At 71.8% G+C, this 17,159-nt stretch carries 16 protein-coding genes; 10 read left to right on the forward strand and 6 right to left on the reverse strand.

Annotation, left to right across the window (positions count from 1 at the left end):
* Positions 1-86: 86 nt before the first annotated feature.
* Genes mreB through lpdA form a run of 5 tightly spaced genes read left to right on the forward strand, consistent with a single transcriptional unit; the run spans position 87 to position 5,892 of the window.
* Positions 87-1,118, forward strand: coding sequence for a rod shape-determining protein (gene mreB / locus ACOJV9_RS07265; protein WP_420184528.1), 1,032 nt, complete (start codon positions 87-89; stop codon positions 1,116-1,118).
* Positions 1,115-1,954 (forward strand): rod shape-determining protein MreC, encoded by an 840-nt coding sequence (gene mreC, locus ACOJV9_RS07270; protein WP_420184529.1) that lies wholly within the window; start codon positions 1,115-1,117, stop codon positions 1,952-1,954. Before mreB ends, mreC begins: the two co-directional genes overlap by 4 nt.
* A complete protein-coding gene (locus ACOJV9_RS07275) occupies positions 1,951-2,439 on the forward strand; it encodes a hypothetical protein (protein ID WP_420184530.1) in 489 nt (162 codons plus the stop codon). Before mreC ends, ACOJV9_RS07275 begins: the two co-directional genes overlap by 4 nt.
* Positions 2,436-4,445 (forward strand): penicillin-binding protein 2, encoded by a 2,010-nt coding sequence (gene mrdA, locus ACOJV9_RS07280; RefSeq protein WP_420184531.1) that lies wholly within the window; start codon positions 2,436-2,438, stop codon positions 4,443-4,445. Before ACOJV9_RS07275 ends, mrdA begins: the two co-directional genes overlap by 4 nt.
* Positions 4,446-4,494: 49 nt before the next feature.
* Entirely contained in the window at positions 4,495-5,892 is a 1,398-nt protein-coding gene (lpdA, locus tag ACOJV9_RS07285) for a dihydrolipoyl dehydrogenase (RefSeq protein ID WP_420184532.1), read from the forward strand.
* Positions 5,893-5,930: 38 nt separating this feature from the next.
* Here the strand turns inward: lpdA and ACOJV9_RS07290 are convergent, their stop codons facing one another.
* From ACOJV9_RS07290 to heR, 6 genes are all read right to left on the reverse strand, one after another.
* Positions 5,931-6,320, reverse strand: a complete 390-nt coding sequence (locus ACOJV9_RS07290) for a VOC family protein (RefSeq protein ID WP_420184533.1) — start codon at positions 6,318-6,320, stop codon at positions 5,931-5,933.
* Between the two features lie 136 nt (positions 6,321-6,456).
* Complete coding sequence (locus ACOJV9_RS07295) at positions 6,457-6,906, reverse strand: SRPBCC domain-containing protein (RefSeq protein ID WP_420184534.1); 450 nt, start codon at positions 6,904-6,906, stop codon at positions 6,457-6,459.
* Positions 6,903-7,247, reverse strand: coding sequence for an ArsR/SmtB family transcription factor (locus tag ACOJV9_RS07300; protein WP_420184535.1), 345 nt, complete (start codon positions 7,245-7,247; stop codon positions 6,903-6,905). The genes ACOJV9_RS07295 and ACOJV9_RS07300 overlap by 4 nt, the downstream gene beginning before the upstream one ends.
* Positions 7,248-7,278: 31 nt before the next feature.
* Complete coding sequence (locus tag ACOJV9_RS07305) at positions 7,279-8,718, reverse strand: pyridoxal phosphate-dependent decarboxylase family protein (protein WP_420184536.1); 1,440 nt, start codon at positions 8,716-8,718, stop codon at positions 7,279-7,281.
* A gap of 68 nt (positions 8,719-8,786) precedes the next feature.
* Entirely contained in the window at positions 8,787-9,662 is an 876-nt protein-coding gene (locus ACOJV9_RS07310; protein ID WP_420184537.1) for an alpha/beta fold hydrolase, read from the reverse strand.
* An 83-nt stretch (positions 9,663-9,745) separates the two neighbouring features.
* On the reverse strand, positions 9,746-10,513 hold the full coding sequence (gene heR / locus ACOJV9_RS07315; RefSeq protein ID WP_420184538.1) for a heliorhodopsin HeR: 768 nt from the start codon (positions 10,511-10,513) through the stop codon (positions 9,746-9,748).
* Positions 10,514-10,561: 48 nt separating this feature from the next.
* On the opposite strand from heR, the gene ACOJV9_RS07320 reads away from it, so the two are divergent.
* From ACOJV9_RS07320 to ACOJV9_RS07340, 5 genes are all read left to right on the forward strand, one after another.
* Positions 10,562-12,085 carry an amidohydrolase gene (locus tag ACOJV9_RS07320; RefSeq protein ID WP_420184539.1) on the forward strand — a complete coding sequence of 508 codons (1,524 nt, stop codon included), beginning with the start codon at positions 10,562-10,564 and terminating at the stop codon, positions 12,083-12,085.
* A gap of 151 nt (positions 12,086-12,236) precedes the next feature.
* Positions 12,237-14,036: a polysaccharide biosynthesis protein gene (locus ACOJV9_RS07325; RefSeq protein WP_420184540.1), complete on the forward strand. Its 1,800-nt coding sequence runs from the start codon at positions 12,237-12,239 to the stop codon at positions 14,034-14,036.
* Entirely contained in the window at positions 14,033-15,340 is a 1,308-nt protein-coding gene (gene tviB, locus ACOJV9_RS07330) for a Vi polysaccharide biosynthesis UDP-N-acetylglucosamine C-6 dehydrogenase TviB (protein ID WP_420184541.1), read from the forward strand. The genes ACOJV9_RS07325 and tviB overlap by 4 nt, the downstream gene beginning before the upstream one ends.
* Complete coding sequence (locus ACOJV9_RS07335) at positions 15,337-16,509, forward strand: DegT/DnrJ/EryC1/StrS family aminotransferase (protein ID WP_420184542.1); 1,173 nt, start codon at positions 15,337-15,339, stop codon at positions 16,507-16,509. The genes tviB and ACOJV9_RS07335 overlap by 4 nt, the downstream gene beginning before the upstream one ends.
* Complete coding sequence (locus ACOJV9_RS07340) at positions 16,499-17,143, forward strand: sugar transferase (protein ID WP_420184543.1); 645 nt, start codon at positions 16,499-16,501, stop codon at positions 17,141-17,143. Before ACOJV9_RS07335 ends, ACOJV9_RS07340 begins: the two co-directional genes overlap by 11 nt.
* Positions 17,144-17,159 lie beyond the last annotated feature (16 nt).

The following is a 17,159-nucleotide window of genomic DNA, read 5'->3' on the forward strand; positions in this document are numbered from 1 at the left end:
ACGGTATGCCGTTCGCTCCCCGGAGCGGGCGGCATACCGCGTGTTGGGCCGACGACCCGCGAGGCGCCCCGCGTAGCATCGCGAGCGTGGCTGGAGTGGACCGATGGGTGCGAGCGAGGGACCTCGCCATCGACCTCGGGACCGCCAACACGGTGATCTACGAGCGCGGACGAGGGGTCGTCCTCGACGAGCCCTCGGTCGTCGCCGTCCGCACGGGCACGACCGAGCTGCTGGCGGCGGGTCACCGCGCCAAGGAGATGCTCGGGCGCACCCCGGACTCGGTGCGCGCCGTCCGGCCACTGCGCGACGGGGTCATCTCCGACGCGGACGTGACCGAGCGGATGCTGCGCTACTTCGTGGACCAGGTGGCGCCCTCGCGGCTCTTCCGTCCGCGCATGGTCGTGTGCGTCCCCAGCGACATCACGAGCGTCGAGCGACGGGCCCTGGAGGACTCGACCCTGCGGGCCGGCGCCCGGCGGGTGCACGTCATCGAGGAGCCCATGGCGGCGGCGATCGGCGCCGGCCTGCCCATCGAGGAGACGATGGCCTCGATGGTCGTCGACCTCGGCGGTGGCACGACCAACGTCGCCGTCATCAGCCTCGGCGGCATCGTGACGTCACGCTCGATCCGCACCGGCGGGGACGAGGTCGACGAGGCGATCGTGGCCCACGTGAAGTCCGAGTACTCGCTGCTCCTCGGAGAGCGCAGCGCCGAGCAGATCAAGGTGGCCGTCGGGTCCGCGTTCCCGCTGCGCCAGGAGCTGAGCGAGCGGGTGCGGGGGCGTGACCTCGTCACCGGCCTGCCCCGGACCGTCTCCATCTCGTCCGTCGAGGTCCGCCGCGCGATCGAGGGTCCGGTGCTGCAGATGGTCGAGCTGGCGCGGGCGGTGCTCGACGTGTGCCCGCCCGAGCTGGCCGGTGACGTCCTCGAGCGCGGCGTGACCCTCACCGGTGGGGGAGCCCTGCTCCGAGGGCTGGCCGAGCGGATGCACCACGAGCTCGGGGTGCCGGTGGTCGTCGCCGACGACCCGTTGCGCGCCGTGGCGCGGGGGGCGGGCCGGTGCGTCGAGGAGTTCGACACCCTGCACCGCGTCCTCGTGGACAACCGACGACCGTGAGGGGCGACGCAGCCGACCGTCGACGGCGACGCCTCGTCTCGGTCGCCCTCGTGGCCACCGTCGGCCTCGCCGTCGCCGACCTCGTCGGCGGCCCCGGGCCCGGGATGCTCCGCCTGGGCGCCGCGACCGTCCTCGGGCCGCTCGAGCGCGTCCTCGCGCCCGCGGGCCGGACCGGCGAGGACGACCTGCGCCGCGAGAACGAGCAGCTCGCCTCCGAGCTGCGCCAGCTCCGGCTCACCGAGGCCGAGGCCGTCGCCGCCGCCGGGCTGCTCGCGGCACCCTCCACCGCCGGGGCCGAGGTGGTCCCGGCACGGGTCGTGGGTGTCGGCGCACGGGGACCGCAGGGCGTCGCCCGCATCACCATCGACGTCGGCAGCCGAGACGGCGTGAGCGTCGACCGCACCGTCGTGGCGTCCGGTGGGCTGGTCGGACGCATCGCCTCCGTCGCACCCTGGACGAGCGACGTCCTCGTCCTCGGCGGTCCGGAGGTGGTCGTCGGCGCCAGGGTGGGGTCCGCCGGGGCGCTGGCGACCGTCGACGTCGCGGCCAGCAGCACCGCCGGGCGCGCCCCGGGCGAGCTCGGGCTGACCCTGGTCCAGGTGGGCGAGCTCGCGGTCGGCGACGAGGTCCGCACCCTGGGCAGCGTCGACGGCCGGCCGTTCGTCCCCGGCGTCCTCATCGGCACGGTGACGGGGGTCGAGCCGACCCGCGGACGGCTCGCACCCACGGGCACCGTCCGCCCCGCCGTCGACACCGGCTCGCTCTCGGTCGTCGGCGTCCTGCTCACCGCACCTCGCGCCACCGCACGTCCGGCGGCGACCGGGGGAGCGTCGTGACCGCGACGGGCGTGGTCGTGCGAGCCGCGCTCCTGCTCGTCGGTGCCGTCCTCGGCGTCACCCTTGCGGCCCGGCAGCTCGCGCCCCTGCCCGACCTCGTGCTCGTGGTGGTCGCGTCGGCCGCACTGAGGTCGGGGCCGCGCGCCGGTCTCGTCACCGGGCTGGTCGGCGGGTGGCTGCTCGACCTGCTCCCGCCGGGCTCGGCGGTCCTCGGGACCCAGGCCGTCCTGTATGCCGGGTGCGGGCTCCTCCTCGGTCTGGCCCGCCGTCCCGGTCCCGTCGCCCTCGTCTGGGTGGTCGCGGTCCTCGCGGCGACCTGCCTGGGTCTCGAGCTGGTCCGGGCGCTGCTGGCGCTGGCGCAGGGTGTCCCCGTCGGCGTCGCCTCGTCCCTCGGGCGCGTCGTCGCCACGGCCACCGTGGGCCTCGTGCTCGTCCCGGTCGTGGGCCGCCTCGAGCACGCCTCCGAGCGCCGGAGGTTCGCGTGACCCGGGCCGGGCTGAGGCCGCTCGACGGGTCCGGGCACCAGGGGCGCTTCCTCGCCGTGGGGGCCGTGGTCGCCCTGCTCTTCGTCGTCCTGTTCGGCCGTCTCGGGCAGGTGCAGCTCACCGAGCACGCCGACTACGCCGCCGCGGCGTCGCAGCTCAACACCCGCGAGGTCGTCGTCCCCGCCGTGCGCGGCCGCATCCTCGACCGCAGCGGGAAACCGTTGGCGGACAACACGTCCGTCACCGTCGTCACCGTGGAGCGGCGCGTGGTCGCCGACAGCCGGGACGGGGGGAGGGCGCTGCTCGAGCGGGTCGCCTCGGCGATCGACCGTCCGGTCGAGGACCTCCTCGCCCGCACCCACCTGTGCGGGTCGGACGGTGCGCCGCCGGCGCCGGCCTGCTGGTCCGGGTCACCGCAGGTCCCCATCCCCGTCGCCAGCGGGGTCGACCCGCAGCGGGCGCTGAGCCTCGTCGAGCGGCCCGACCTCTTCCCCGGCGTGGCCGTCGAGGCCCTGCCGGTCCGGCGCTACCCGGCGGCGCTCGGCGTCAACGCCGCGCACCTGCTCGGCTACCTCGGCCGCGCGACCAGGGCGGAGGTCGAGGCCGGTCGCGTCGGCGCCGACGACCTCGTGGGCCGCGCCGGTCTGGAGCAGCAGTACGACTCCGCCCTCCGGGGCACCCCGGGTCGCACGACCGTGTCGGTGGACGCGAGGGGCCTGGTCACCGGTGTCGTCGACCGGGTCGACCCCGTGCCTGGACGCGACCTCGTGACGAGCATCGACGCCGGCGTGCAGTCCGCGACCGAGAAGGCCCTGGCCCGGGAGATCGCGGCGGCCCGCTCCCGCGGGCTGCCCGCGGACTCCGGCGCGGCGGTCGTCCTCGACGTGACGACGGGTCACGTCATCGCCTCGGCCAGCGCCCCGACCTACGACCCCAACGTGTGGACCGGCGGCATCTCGGCCAAGGAGTACGCCGCACTCACCTCGCCGGCTGCCGGCACGCCCCTGCTGTCGCGCGTGACCGGGACGGCGATGGCGCCGGCCTCCACGCTCAAGGCGCTCAGCGTCCCGGCGGCGGTGGCCGCGGGCAACTCGCTCAGTCGCACCTACGAGTGCGGGTCGAGCTACCGCATCGGGAACCGCGAGTTCCGCAACTTCGAGTCGCGTGGCTACGGCCCCATCACCTTCCACAAGGCCCTCGAGATCTCCTGCGACACGGTCTTCTACGACGTCGCGTACCGGTCGTGGCTCGCCCTCGGCGGCCTCGCGGGAGCCGACGCCCGTGACCCCTTCATCACGACGATGCGCGACTTCGGCCTCGGCCGCCGCAGCGGCATCGACCTGCCCGGCGAGAGCGCCGGACGGATCCCGGACCGGGGCTGGAAGCGCTCGGTCTGGGAGCAGACCAAGGACGAGACGTGTGGCCGGGCGAAGGACGGCTACCCGGAGGTGGCGCGCACGGACCCGTCGCGGGCGGCATACCTCGTCTCGCTGGCGAGGGAGAACTGCGTGAGCGGCGCGCAGTTCCGCGCGGGGGACGCCGCCAACTTCTCGATCGGGCAGGGTGACGTCGCGACGACCCCGCTGCAGATGGGCGTGGCGTATGCCGCGATGGCAGGGGACGGTGTCGTGCGCACGCCGCGGGTCGGGGTGCGCACGGTCGACCCGGTCTCCGGTGCGTCGACGCCGGTCGATGCGGGTCCCACCAGGGCGGCCGACCTGCCGCGGGACGTCGCCGACTACGTGAAGGGCGGGCTGCGCGCGGTCGTGGTGTCGGGGACGGCGGAGCAGGCGTTCCGGGGGATGCCGATCGACTGGCCGGTCTCCGGCAAGACCGGGACGGCGGAGGTCTTCGACCGCTCGGACACGTCGTGGTTCCTGTCCTACGCGCCGACGACCAGGCCCCGGTATGCCGTGTCCGTCGCCGTCTCGCAGGGCGGCCACGGCAGCGAGACCGCAGCGCCGGCGGCCCGCTCGATCCACGAGGCGCTGCGCCTGATGCGCTGAGGGTCGGTCGGCGACCGGGCGGCGCGGGGCTCCCACTAGGCTGGCGAGCATGGCTGACTTCGATGTCGTTGTTCTCGGTGCTGGTCCCGGTGGGTACGTCGCGGCGATCCGCGCCTCGCAGCTGGGTCTCAGGGCCGCTGTCGTGGAGTCGAAGTACTGGGGTGGTGTCTGCCTCAACGTCGGGTGCATCCCGTCCAAGGCGCTGATCAAGAACGCCGAGCTGGCGCACACGCTCCAGCACGACAAGGCGAAGTTCGGCATCGAGGGCGACGCCACCATGTCCTTCGGCCCGACGCACAAGCGGTCGCGGCAGGTGTCGGCTGGCATCGTCAAGGGCGTGCACTTCCTCATGAAGAAGAACAAGATCGAGGAGATCGACGGCTGGGGAACCCTCACCAGCCCGACGTCGATGGACGTCGCGCTCAGCTCGGGGGACACGCGCACGCTCACCTTCGACAAGCTCATCATCGCGGCCGGTGCCGTGACCCGGATGCTGCCCGGGATGGAGGTCTCCGAGAACGTCGTGACCTACGAGGAGCAGATCCTCGACAAGAACCTGCCCGGCTCGATCGTCATCGCGGGCTCGGGTGCCATCGGCGTCGAGTTCGCCTACGTCATGAAGAACTTCGGCGTCGACGTCACCATCGTCGAGTTCCTCGACCGGATGGTCCCGACCGAGGACGCCGACGTGTCCAAGGAGCTGCTCAAGCACTACAAGAAGCTCGGGGTCAAGGTCCTGCTGTCCACCAAGGTCGACGGCGTCGAGGACACCGGTTCCGGCGTCAAGGTCACGGTCTCGCCGGCCGCGGGCGGGGACGCGCAGGTGCTCGAGGCCGACAAGTTCATGTCCGCGATCGGCTTCGCCCCGCGCACCGAGGGCTACGGCCTCGAGGCGATCGGCGTCAGGCTCACCGACCGTGGCGCCATCGAGATCGACGACTACTGCCGCACCAACGTGGACAACGTCTACGCCATCGGTGACTGCACCGCCAAGCTCATGCTGGCCCACGTCGCCGAGGCGCAGGGCGTCGTGGCGGCCGAGACGATGGCCGGCGCCGAGACGATGGCGGTCGAGTACGACTTCGTGCCCCGGGCGACCTACTGCCACCCGCAGATCGGCTCGTTCGGCTACTCCGAGGCCCAGGCGAAGGAGAAGGGCTACGACGTCAAGACGGCGACCTTCCCGTTCAGTGCCAACGGCAAGGCCATGGGCCTCGGCGACGCGGTCGGCTTCGTCAAGATCGTCGCCGACGCGAAGCACAACGAGATCCTCGGCGCGCACATGATCGGCCCGGACGTCACCGAGCTCCTTCCCGTGCTGACGCTCGCGCAGAAGTGGGACCTCACCGCCGACGAGGTCTCCCGCAACGTCTTCGCCCACCCGACCCTGTCCGAGTCGGTCAAGGAGGCCATCGAGGGCATCGCCGGCCACATGATCAACCTCTGACCGAGGGGGAGGCGCAGACCCGGAGGCCCGTCAGGGGCTCACCCCATGCCGGTGCCGAGATTGAGGATGTTGCCGTCCGGGTCCTGGAACCAGACGCTGCGGAACGAGCCGTCCATCATGCTCGCGACGCCGTCGTCCCACTGCGTCTCCGGCATGTCGTAGGTCTGGAACTCCACGCCCTTGGATCGCAGGTCGGCCACCTGCGTGTCGAACTCGCCTTCCGGGAGCTCGATCATCATCGACGTCGCCTTGTTCGTGCCGGCGAACTCCGACTCGTAGACGAACAGGCCTCCCGACCCGGCGGTGTAGGCGACGCCGCCCGGCATCTCCCGCCCTGCCGTGAGCCCGAGCGTCCCTTCGTAGAACGCCCGCGCGGCGCCGAGGTCCTTGACGCCGAGCGTCGGGACGGGGGTGTGGTTCCCGATCATGACTGCTCCCTGGGCGGACCGGGCGACCCTCGCACGATCGGCCCCCTCGAGCGTAGGGAGCAGGGACGGTACCCGGCAATGGGCCGAAGGGAACCGCGCGGATGGCGCACTCGGACCACCCGGTCGATGCGCTGGGTCAGCCCGGTGTGGTGGCTGCCGGGAGGGGTGCGCCGGTCTCGAGCAGCGACCGCAGCGAGTCGAGGATGCGTACCCAGCCCTCGCGGACGCTCTCGGCCGTCCGCGGGCTGTCGTCGAGCCGGTCGTGCACCAGCCGCAAGTGCGTGGTCCCGGTGCCCACGGCCGTGAGGACCCAGGCCACGCGACTGGGTGGCTCGGCGGCCAGCTCCGGGTCGTAGAGGGGGTGCCACGTGTGGACGAGGCGGTGCGGTGGGTCGACCTCCTCGACGACACCCTCGACGGCGACGCGGCCGTCCGGCAGGAGCGTCGTGAACGGCTGGCCGGCCACCGGTGGCGAGGCCCAGTGCGTGGCGTGGAAGTACTGCCGGGTCGATGCGGGGTCGGTGAGCGCGCGCCAGACGTCCTCCACCTCGGCCCGGATGTCGATCTCGTAGACGTGCTGCGTCATGGCTGCTGCTCCTTGGTGTCGTGTGCCGTCTCCGTCGTGCCCTTGAGGTCGAGGAGGGTGCGCGTGAACGGCTGCGCGTACTTGCTCACCCAGCGGTCGGCGACCTGCGCGATGGGGACGGGGTTGAGGTGGTGGTGCTTCTCGCGCCCGACGCGTCGGGTCGCGACGAGGCCGGCCTGCTCCAGGACGGTGAGGTGCTTCATCACCGCGAACCGGGTGACGCCGGGGAACAGGGCGACGAGCGCGCCGACGGTCTGGCCGTCGGTCTCGAACAGCGCGTCGAGGAGGGCTCGGCGCGTCGGGTCGGCCAGCGCCCGGAAGACGGCCTGGTCGGGATCCACCTCCCCATTGTGTGACCAAATGGTCACATGATCAAGACCCCGGCTGTCCGTCGCTCTCGAGGACGTGTCGGTATGCCGCGAGGACCGCCTGCGCGCTGCGCACGGCGTCGCCCTCGTCGGTCTCGAACCCGATGACCGACAGCCGCATCACCTCGCGCCCGAGCCAGTGCGCCCCGCCGGTGAAGCACACGCCGTCCGCCCGGATCCGCTCGATCGTCGCGCGGGTGAGCCGGTCCCCATCGAGGTCCCGGCGGTCGTCGCCGAAGCGGACGAGAACCTGGTTGAGGTCCACCTCGTTGAGAACCGCGACGCCGGGCTCGGCCTGCAACGTGGTCGCGATGAGCCGGGCGTACGCGCAGTGTCGCGCGACCATGGCCGCGATGCCGTCACGTCCCAGGGTGCGGATCATCGTCCACGTGGCGAACCCGCGGGCCCGCCGCGACAGCTCGGGGACATAGTGCGAGGGGTCGCGGTCACCATCGCCCGACATCGGCAGGTAGCTCGCCGAGATGGTCATCGCCTGTCGGTGGGCCCGCTCGTCGCGAACGACCACGAAGCCGGAGTCGTAGGGCGTCTGGAGCCACTTGTGGCCGTCGACCGCCCACGAGTCGGCATCCTCGAGCCCGCTCGTCAGCCCGGCCGTCTCGTCGCAGGCCCTGGCCCACAGGCCGAAGGCGCCGTCGACGTGGATCCAGGCGCCCGTGGCCGCGGCGGCCGGCACGAGGGCGGCGAAGTCGTCGAAGGCGCCGGTGTTGACGTGTCCCGCCTGGAGCACGACGATCGCCGGCTCCTCCAGCCGCGCGAGGACCTCGTGCGCCGGCCCGACGACGATGCGCCCCTGGTCGTCCACCGGGAGGCGGGTGACGCGTTCGCGACCCAGCCCGAGGAGCTGCAGCGCGGCATACACGGTCGTGTGCGCCTCGGCGCCGATGACCACCTCGACCGGCGGAGCGCCGAAGAGCCCGTCACGCTCGACGTCCCAGCCGACCCGGCGCAGCACCTCTCCGCGGGCCGCCGCGAGGGCGGTGAAGTTCGCCATCGTCGCGCCGGTGACGAAGCCGACCGACGCCTCACGCGGCAGGTCGAGGAGCTCGAGCAGCCACCTGGCCGAGACGGTCTCCGCGGCGGAGGCGGCGGGGGAGGCCTGGTGGTTGCCGGCGTTCTGGCCCCAGGCGCTCGTGAGCCAGTCGGCGGCCACGCCGGCCGGGTGCGAGCCGCCGATGACCCATCCGAAGAACCGGGCGCCGGTCGGGGTCATGAGTCCGGCGTCGGCGAGGCGCACGAGGTCGTCCACGACCTCCTCAGGGTCGGTGCCCGACGCGGGGAGGGGTGCGTCGAAGGCCCGCAGCGACGACGCGTAGTCCTGCCGGGGAGGAGCCGGCCGGTCGACCACCCCGGTCCGGAAGGTGATCGCCGCGTCGCACGCGCGGCGCCAGAGGTGCTCGACGGTGTGGGGTGCGGTCCTGACCATGAAGCGCCAGTGTCCTCGTCGGCAGGGGCGCGCGCCAGACCTCGATCGGGGGCCGCGCCGCCGTGGGATCAGCCCGGCAGCGCGGCGGGCGGCTCCTCCGAGGAGTCGGCGACGAACTCGCGGAGCACCCGGGTGAAGCGTTCGGGGTCGTCGAGGTGCGGGAAGTGCCCGGCGCCCTCGAAGAGCTCCACCCGGCAGTCCGGGACGGCGCGCTGCGCGCTCAGCGCGTGCCACGCCGGGATCATCCGGTCCTTCGAGCCCCAGACGATGAGGATCGGGATGCGGGCCACGCTCTCGAGGTGGTCGTGGGCGCTGATGCTCTGCCCGCCGATGTCGACGACGGCCCGCGTCGTCGCGAGGAACGCCCGCCGGCTCTCGCCGTCGCCGAGCGAGGTGAACCCGTGCCAGATGGCGTCGAGGTCGGCCCCGGGGCGCCACCCCAGCCTGGCCGCGCCACGCCCCAGGGCCTCGACCCGCGACAGGACCGGGGTGGAGGCGACGACGCTGAGCACCTGCTCGGCCAGGGGGAGGGTCGCCGACCTCAGGATGAGGTTAACCTCGCGGCCCAGGCCTCCGCTGGCGACGAGGACGAGGCGGTCGACCCTCTCGGGGAAGAGGTAGGAGAACTGCATGGCGATGCCGCCGCCGAGGGAGTGGCCGACGAGCGTCACGCGCTCGATGCCGAGGTGGTCCAGCAGGTCGCGCAGCGCGGCGGCGTGCGCGCTCAGCGAGTAGTCGCCGAGCGGCTTGGCCGAGTCGCCGTGACCGAAGAGGTCCGGGACCAGCACCCGGTGCTCGTCGTCGAGCCCGTCGACGAGGCGGGCCCACTGCCGCTGCGAGCCGAGGATGCCGTGGATGAAGAGCAGCGCCGGTCCGGAGCCGCTGTCGACGAAGGAGAGGTCGTGCCCGTGGATGCGCACCGTGCGGGGGGTCGTGCGAACCATGGGGCGGCTTTCCTCGGGATCTGCGATCGGATACTCCACGGTAATGCCGCGAGGTCGGTCCGACGGACTGTCCCGGGTGTGCCCTATCCCGCGAGGGTCCCGCCGAAGACCTGCCACGCGAGCAGCGACTTTGCGACGAGGCTGAGGACGATGTAGACGCGCTCGCCGAACAGGTAGTCCGCCCAGCGCCCCCGGCCGCGGTACTGCAACCACTGGTTGAGGGCGAAGACGTTGAAGAACAGGAAGAGCGAGACGACGATCCCGTAGACGAAGCCGGGCGGGCTGGCCTCGGACGGGGACTGCGGAGCGACGACGTACAGGACGACGGCGACCCACGGGACCGCCCCGGCGATGCACCCGAACCAGAAGGGCAGCCAGCCGCCACCGCGGGGCTGCTCGTACTTCTCCTGGAGCCAGCCGAAGAGGATCATCGACGCGTTGACGCCGGCGATCGCCAGCAGCGCCGTGACGTCGGCGATCCCCACGAGCTGGGCGATGACGACCATCATCAGCGAGGACGAGAGCGCGTACTCCACCCAGCGCGCCCGGTTGATGCCTCGGGACAGGTCACGGACGTAGCGAGGGAACCAGACCGTCGCGACGACGAGGTGGGCCAGGGCCGAGAGGCCGAGGAAGGCCGCCACGGCCAGACCGGTCGAGAGGTCGAAGAGCACGGTGGGATCCTGCGGCACCGTCCCGGGAGGTCCGGCCAGGTAGCTCGCCGTGACCGGCAGAGCGAAGTCCGTGGCGAGGACGAGCACCGCGACCGCCTGCGCCAGGTGGAGGGCGGCGGCTGCGAGGTTGAGCCGGCGCAGGCCGCGTCGCGTGTCGGGCGAGAGCTCGGTCGTCATGACGGGACCGTAGCCGGGCCCGGCCGGTTCTCCTCCTAGGATCGCCGCGTGAGCTCGCTGTTGATCCGTCAGGCCCGCCTCGTCCCCATCGCCGGTCGCCCCGCACCCGAAGGGCCCTTCGACGTCCCGGTCGACGTGCGGGTCGAGGGCGACCGCGTCGTCGAGGTGGCCCCGTCGCTCCGGCCCCGCGCCATGGACGACGTTCTCGACGCGGACGGGCGCTGGCTCGTTCCAGGGCTGTGGGACCAGCACGTCCACATGGGGCAGTGGGCCGCCAACGCGACCCGGCTCGACCTGTCCGCGACCTCGAGCGCGGACGAGGTGGTCCGGATGGTCGCGGCAGAGGTCGGCGCGCGGTCCGCTGGACCGGGACTCGCTGTGCTCCAGGGCTTCGGCCACCGCACGGCGGGGTGGGCCCGGCAGCCCACGGTGGCCGAGCTCGACGCCGTGACGGGTGACGCCCCGGTCGTCCTCATCAGCGGCGACGCCCACCACGGCTGGCTCAACTCGGCCGCCCAGCGCCTCCTCGGTGTGCCGCAGCGCGACACCGTCGTGGAGGAGAACGACTGGTTCCCCGTCTTCGCCCGTCTCGACGAGCTGACCCAGACCACGCAGGGCCGGCGGACGGCATACGCGAAGGTTCTCGACGCCGCGCTGCGTCGCGGCGTCGTCGGCGTGCGTGACATGGAGTGGGCCGACAACGCCACCGAGTGGATCGAGCGCTCCGCGTCCGGGCTCGCCGTGCTGCGCGTGCGCACCGCCACGTATGCCGTCGGGCTGGCCGACACGATCGCGGCCGGTCGGCGCTCGGGGGACGTCCTCGACGAAGGCGGCATGGTGACGATGGGTCCGCTGAAGATCATCAGCGACGGCTCGCTCAACACGCGGACGGCGTTCTGTCACGACCCGTATGTCGGCGACGACGTGCTGGAGCACCCACGCGGACAGGCCAACACCTCGCCGGAGGAGCTCGTCGACCTGCTGGCGCAGGCACGCGCCCACGGCCTCGACGTGGCGGTGCACGCGATCGGTGATGCCGCGGTCGGCATCGCCCTCGACGCCTTCGCGGCCACGGGTGCCGTCGGGTCGATCGAGCACGCCCAGCTCGTCGCCCTCCCGGACCTCGACCGGATGGGCCGGCTGGGGGTGGTGGCCAGCGTCCAGCCCGCGCACCTGATCGACGACCGAGACGTGACCCATCAGTGCTGGCCCGACCGCGCAGATCGGTGCTTCCCGTTGCGGTCGATGGTCCGAGCGGGCGTCACCCTGGCGCTGGGCTCTGATGCGCCGGTCGCTCCCCTCGACCCGTGGGAGGCGATGGCGGCCGCCGTGCACCGCACCGGCGACGAGCGCGAGGAGTGGAACGCGGCGGAGACGATCACTGTCGCGCAGGCGCTCGCCGCGAGCGTCGACGACGCGCCGACCGTGGGGTCCGGCAGTCTCGCCGACCTCGTGCTGCTCGACGACAACCCCTGTGCCGCAGGCGAATCGGGTCCGCACGCGGCGGCTCACCTTCGCGGGATGCACGTGTTCGCCACGATCGTGGCGGGACGCGTCGCTCTTCGGCCCTGACCCGTTGGGACTAGCCCGGACTAGTTGATCGAGACAACCCTTGGGCCCCCTTGGGTGGCTTCCGGGCGTTTCTCCGCGCGGCCCTGATGACCCGCCTAGCGTCGATCTCGTCGTCAGGACCTGACGAAACGACAGCGTTCAGGGGTGCAGGATGTCGAGGTCTCAGATCTTCGCTCGGCGCTCGGTGATGGTCGGCTGGGACGCCGCCTCCTGGGTGCTGGCGCTGATGGGCTTCCTCCTGGTCCGGCACGAGTTCTCGCTCACGGAGCGGATGTGGGTCATCGCGGTGGCGTACGTTGCGGCGGCGGTCCTCCTCCAGGTCCTCGGCGGGTTCGCGTCCCACCTCTACCTCGGACGCAGCAAGGTCGGCAGCTTCGAGGAGGTCACCTCCCTGGGCCAGGTGGTGGTGGCGAACAGCGTCATCCTCGGCGCGACGTTCTACATCGCGGCGCCACTCTTCTCCCGCGGGATCGCGTTCGTCATGCCGGCCCTGGCCTTCCTCATCATGGCGAGCGGGAGGTGGGTCTTCCGGATGGCCCGCCAGCAGGACCGGCGACGGCAGGTCGACGGTGCCGGGGTCCCCGCCCTCATCTACGGCGCCGGGGATGCCGGGCACCAGCTGGCAGGCCTGGTCGACGCCGCGGGTGACTCGCCCTACTCCATCGTCGGGTTCATCGACGACGACCCGCGGCTGCGCTTCCTGCGGGTGCGCGGCTACCGGGTCCTGGGGCGCGGGGTCGACCTCGTGGGCGCAGCGCGCTCCGCCGGAGCCGAGGTCGTCGTGCTCGCCATCAGCCAGGCCTCGCCCCAGCTCATCCAGGACGTCTCGGACCGCTGCACCGAGGCGGGGCTCGAGCTCGTCGTCGTGCCTCCGCTGCGCGAGATGATCTCGGGCCGGATCGAGCTCGACGCACTGCGCGCCTTCAACGTCGCGGACCTTCTCGGCCGGCGCCCCATCGAGACCGACCTCTCCGAGATCGCCGGCTACGTGACGGGCAAGGTCGTGCTCGTCACCGGCGCCGGCGGGTCGATCGGCTCCGAGCTCGCTCGCCAGGTGCGCCAGCTCGGTCCGTCGCAGCTCATCCTGCTGGACCGCGACGAGTCGGCCCTGCACGCGACCAAGCTGTCGCTCGACGGCGACGGCCTCCTCGACACCGATGACACGGTCCTCTGCGACATCCGGGACAAGAACGCGCTCTGCGCCGTGTTCAGCCGGCTCGCGCCGGAGGTCGTCTTCCACGCCGCAGCACTCAAGCACCTCCCGATGCTCGAGCGCTTCCCCGAGGAAGGATGGAAGACGAACGTCCTCGGCACGCTGAACGTGCTCGAGTGCGCCGCCACCAACGGCGTGCAGCACTTCGTCAACATCTCGACCGACAAGGCCGCCGATGCGACCAGCGTTCTGGGACAGACGAAGCGGCTCGCCGAGCGGCTCACCGCCTGGTATGCCGGCGCCACCGGGCTGAGCTTCCTCTCGGTCCGCTTCGGCAACGTCCTTGGATCCCGGGGCTCGGTGCTCGACACGTTCCGCGCACAGATCGACCGCGGTGGTCCGCTGACGGTGACCGACCCCGAGGTCAGCCGCTTCTTCATGACCATCCCCGAGGCGTGCGAGCTCGTGCTCCAGGCCGCGGCCATCGGCCACCCCGGCGACGTCCTCGTCCTCGACATGGGTGAGCCGGTCCGCATCATCGACGTGGCCCGGCGTCTCATCGAGGAGTCCGGCAAGGACGTCGAGATCGCCTTCTCCGGCCTGCGCGACGGGGAGAAGCTCCACGAGGTGCTGCTCAGCGACGAGGAGCGCGGTCGTCACACGGCCCACCCGCTCATCACCCAGGTCTCCGTTCCACAGCTTCCACCCGCCGACGTGCTCGCCGGCCGCTTCGACATCGACGACCTCGATGTGTCCCTGCTCGGCCGGGGCGACGCCCCAGGAAAGAGGATCCGATGACCACGTCTGCCACGCAGGGGTTCCCCATGATGCCGAGCGGGGTGCGGCTCGCCGTCGTCGGGCTGGGCTACGTCGGCCTGCCCCTCGCCGTCGAGTTCGGCAAGACCATGGACGTGGTGGGGTTCGACATCAACGGGTCGCGGGTCAAGGAGCTGAGCGCCGGCAACGACTTCACCCTCGAGGTGAGTGACAAGCTGCTCGCCGAGGCGACGGGCCTGCGCTTCACCGAGCGCCCGGAGGACATCGAGCACTGCAACGTCTACATCGTCACGACGCCGACACCGATCGACGCCGCGAAGCAGCCCGACCTCACGCCGGTGCTGTCCGCGACCGAGACCATCGCGTCGATGCTCGCTCCCGGTGACACGGTCATCTACGAGTCCACGGTCTACCCCGGCGCCACCGAGGAGCGGTGCGTTCCCGTCCTGGAGGAGATCTCGCGACTGCGGCTCAACGAGGACTTCTTCGTCGGCTACAGCCCGGAGCGCATCAACCCCGGCGACAAGGAGCACCGGCTCACGACGATCGTCAAGGTCACGTCGGGCTCCACGCCGGAGGCCGCCGACTTCGTCGACGAGCTCTACTCGAGCATCATCACGGCGGGCACGCACCGGGCCTCCTCGATCCGGGTCGCCGAGGCCGCCAAGGTCATCGAGAACACCCAACGTGACGTCAACATCGCGCTCATCAACGAGCTCGCGATCCTCTTCAACCGCCTCGACATCGACACCGAGGAGGTGCTGCGGGCCGCCGGCTCGAAGTGGAACTTCCTCGGCTTCCGCCCCGGCCTCGTCGGCGGCCACTGCATCGGCGTGGACCCGTACTACCTCACCCACAAGGCGCAGGCCGTCGGCTACCACCCGGAGATCATCCTCGCGGGGCGTCGCCTCAACGACTCGATGGGGTCCTACATCGCGGCCCAGCTCGTCAAGCGGATGACGAAGGAGCGGATCCCGGTGCGGAACGCGCGGGTCCTCGTGCTAGGGCTGACGTTCAAGGAGAACACCCCCGACCTGCGCAACTCGCACGTGGTCGACATCCTCGACGAGCTCGCCGAGTACGAGATCGACGTCGACGTCCACGACCCCTGGGCGCGTGCGGAGGAGGCGAAGCTGCACTACGGCATCGACCTCGTCGCGAAGCCCGACGTGGGCGCCTACTCGGCAGTCGTCGTCGCTGTGGCGCACGAGCAGTTCGTGGCGATGGGCGCGGAGCGCATCCGGGCCTTCGGCTGCCCCGACGGCCACATCCTGTACGACCTGAAGTACGTGCTCGACAAGTCCGAGACGGACATGCGCCTGTGACCACCTTGCTCCCGCACCAGGATCGCATCCACCTGTCGTCACCGGACGTCACTGAGGCGGAGGAGATGGCACTCGTCCGCGCTCTCCGTTCGGGCTGGGTCGCGCCGCTCGGTCCCGAGGTCGACGCCTTCGAGGCCGAGCTCGCGGCCCGTTTCGGCCGGACCCAGGCCGTCGCCCTCTCCTCCGGAACCGCTGGCCTGCACCTGGGACTGCTCGCTCTGGGGGTCCAGCGGGGGGACGTCGTCGTCACCTCGACGATGACCTTCGCCGCCACGGTGAACGCCATCACGTATGCCGGTGCGGAGGCCGTCCTCGTGGACTGCGACGAGACCGGGAACATGGATCCCGCCCTCCTCGAGGAGGCTCTCGAGGACTGCCGCGCCGACGGCCGCCCGGCCAAGGTGGTGCTGCCGGTGGATCTCCTCGGCAAGCCGGTGGACCACGACCACATCCGGGCGCTGGCCGAGGCCCACGGGGCTCGCGTGCTCTCCGACGCCGCCGAGTCGGCAGGCGCAGTTCACTGCGGAAGGCCGGCTGCGGCATACGGCGACGCGGCGGTGCTGTCGTTCAACGGCAACAAGATCATGACGACCTCGGGTGGGGGAGCGCTGCTCACGGACGATGCCGACCTCGCGGAACGCGTGCGCTACCTGGCCACCCAGGCCCGCCAGCCGGTGGTGCACTACGAACACACCGAGATCGGCTACAACTACCGGCTCTCCAACCTGCTGGCCGCGGTCGGACGGGTCCAGCTGGCCCGGCTGGACGAGATGATTGAGCGTCGGCGACAGCACCGGCTGCGCTACATCGAGCAGTTCCGGGGCCTCCCGGGCCTCACGGTCTTCGGTGAGCCGTCCGGTGCCGCAGGGGGCTCGACCCGCGACAACTGGTGGCTCACGTCCGTGCTCATCGACCCGCTGCGCGCCGGGTTCTCGCAGGAGGACCTGCGACTGAGCCTGGCGTCGCACGACATCGAGGCGCGTCCGCTCTGGAAGCCGATGCACCTGCAGCCCGTCTTCCTCGGCGTCCGGGCGTTCGTCAACGGGACGAGCGAACGACTCTTCCAGACCGGTCTCGCCCTCCCGAGCGGGTCGGTCCTGGGCCAGGAGCAGATCGACCGGGTCCACGGCGTGCTCGCCGATTTCCTGCAGGTCCACCGTGCCGCGTGAGCGCCACGACCAGGTCAAGCGGGCGCTCGACGTCGGGTTGAGCGGGCTGGCCCTCGTCGTGTCCGCGCCGGTCCAGGTGGTCGTCGCCGTCCTCGTCCTCCTCGCGCACGGGCGTCCGGTCCTCTTCCGCCAGGCGCGACCGGGTCTGCACGGCGAGGTGTTCGAGCTCGTCAAGTTCCGCACGATGCGCCACCCGGACGACACGCACGTCATCGATGCCGACCGCCTCACCCGCGTCGGGCGATTCCTCCGGTCCACGAGCCTCGACGAGCTCCCGACCCTGGTCAACGTGCTCCGCGGTGACATGAGCCTGGTCGGACCTCGGCCCCTGCTCGTCGACTACCTCGAGCGCTACAGCCCAGCACAGGCGCGTCGGCACGAGGTCCGTCCGGGAGTCACTGGCCTGGCGCAGGTGTCGGGGCGCAACGCCCTGTCGTGGGAGGACCGGTTCGCCCTCGACGTCGAATACGTCGAACGCCGAAGTCTGGGGCTCGACCTGTCTATCATCGGCCGAACGGCGACCGCCGTCCTGCGGCGCCAAGGCATCAGTGGTGAGGGAGAGGCGACGATGAGCCCGTTCCTCGGCAGCGCCTCGTCGCCATCGCACGGGCAGGACCGGGTTGTCGGGCGCTGAGTCCTCTCGCCGGAAG

It is taken from the genome of Knoellia terrae, from assembly GCF_048606435.1.
In the GTDB taxonomy this organism is placed as follows: Bacteria; Actinomycetota; Actinomycetes; order Actinomycetales; family Dermatophilaceae; genus Knoellia; species Knoellia terrae.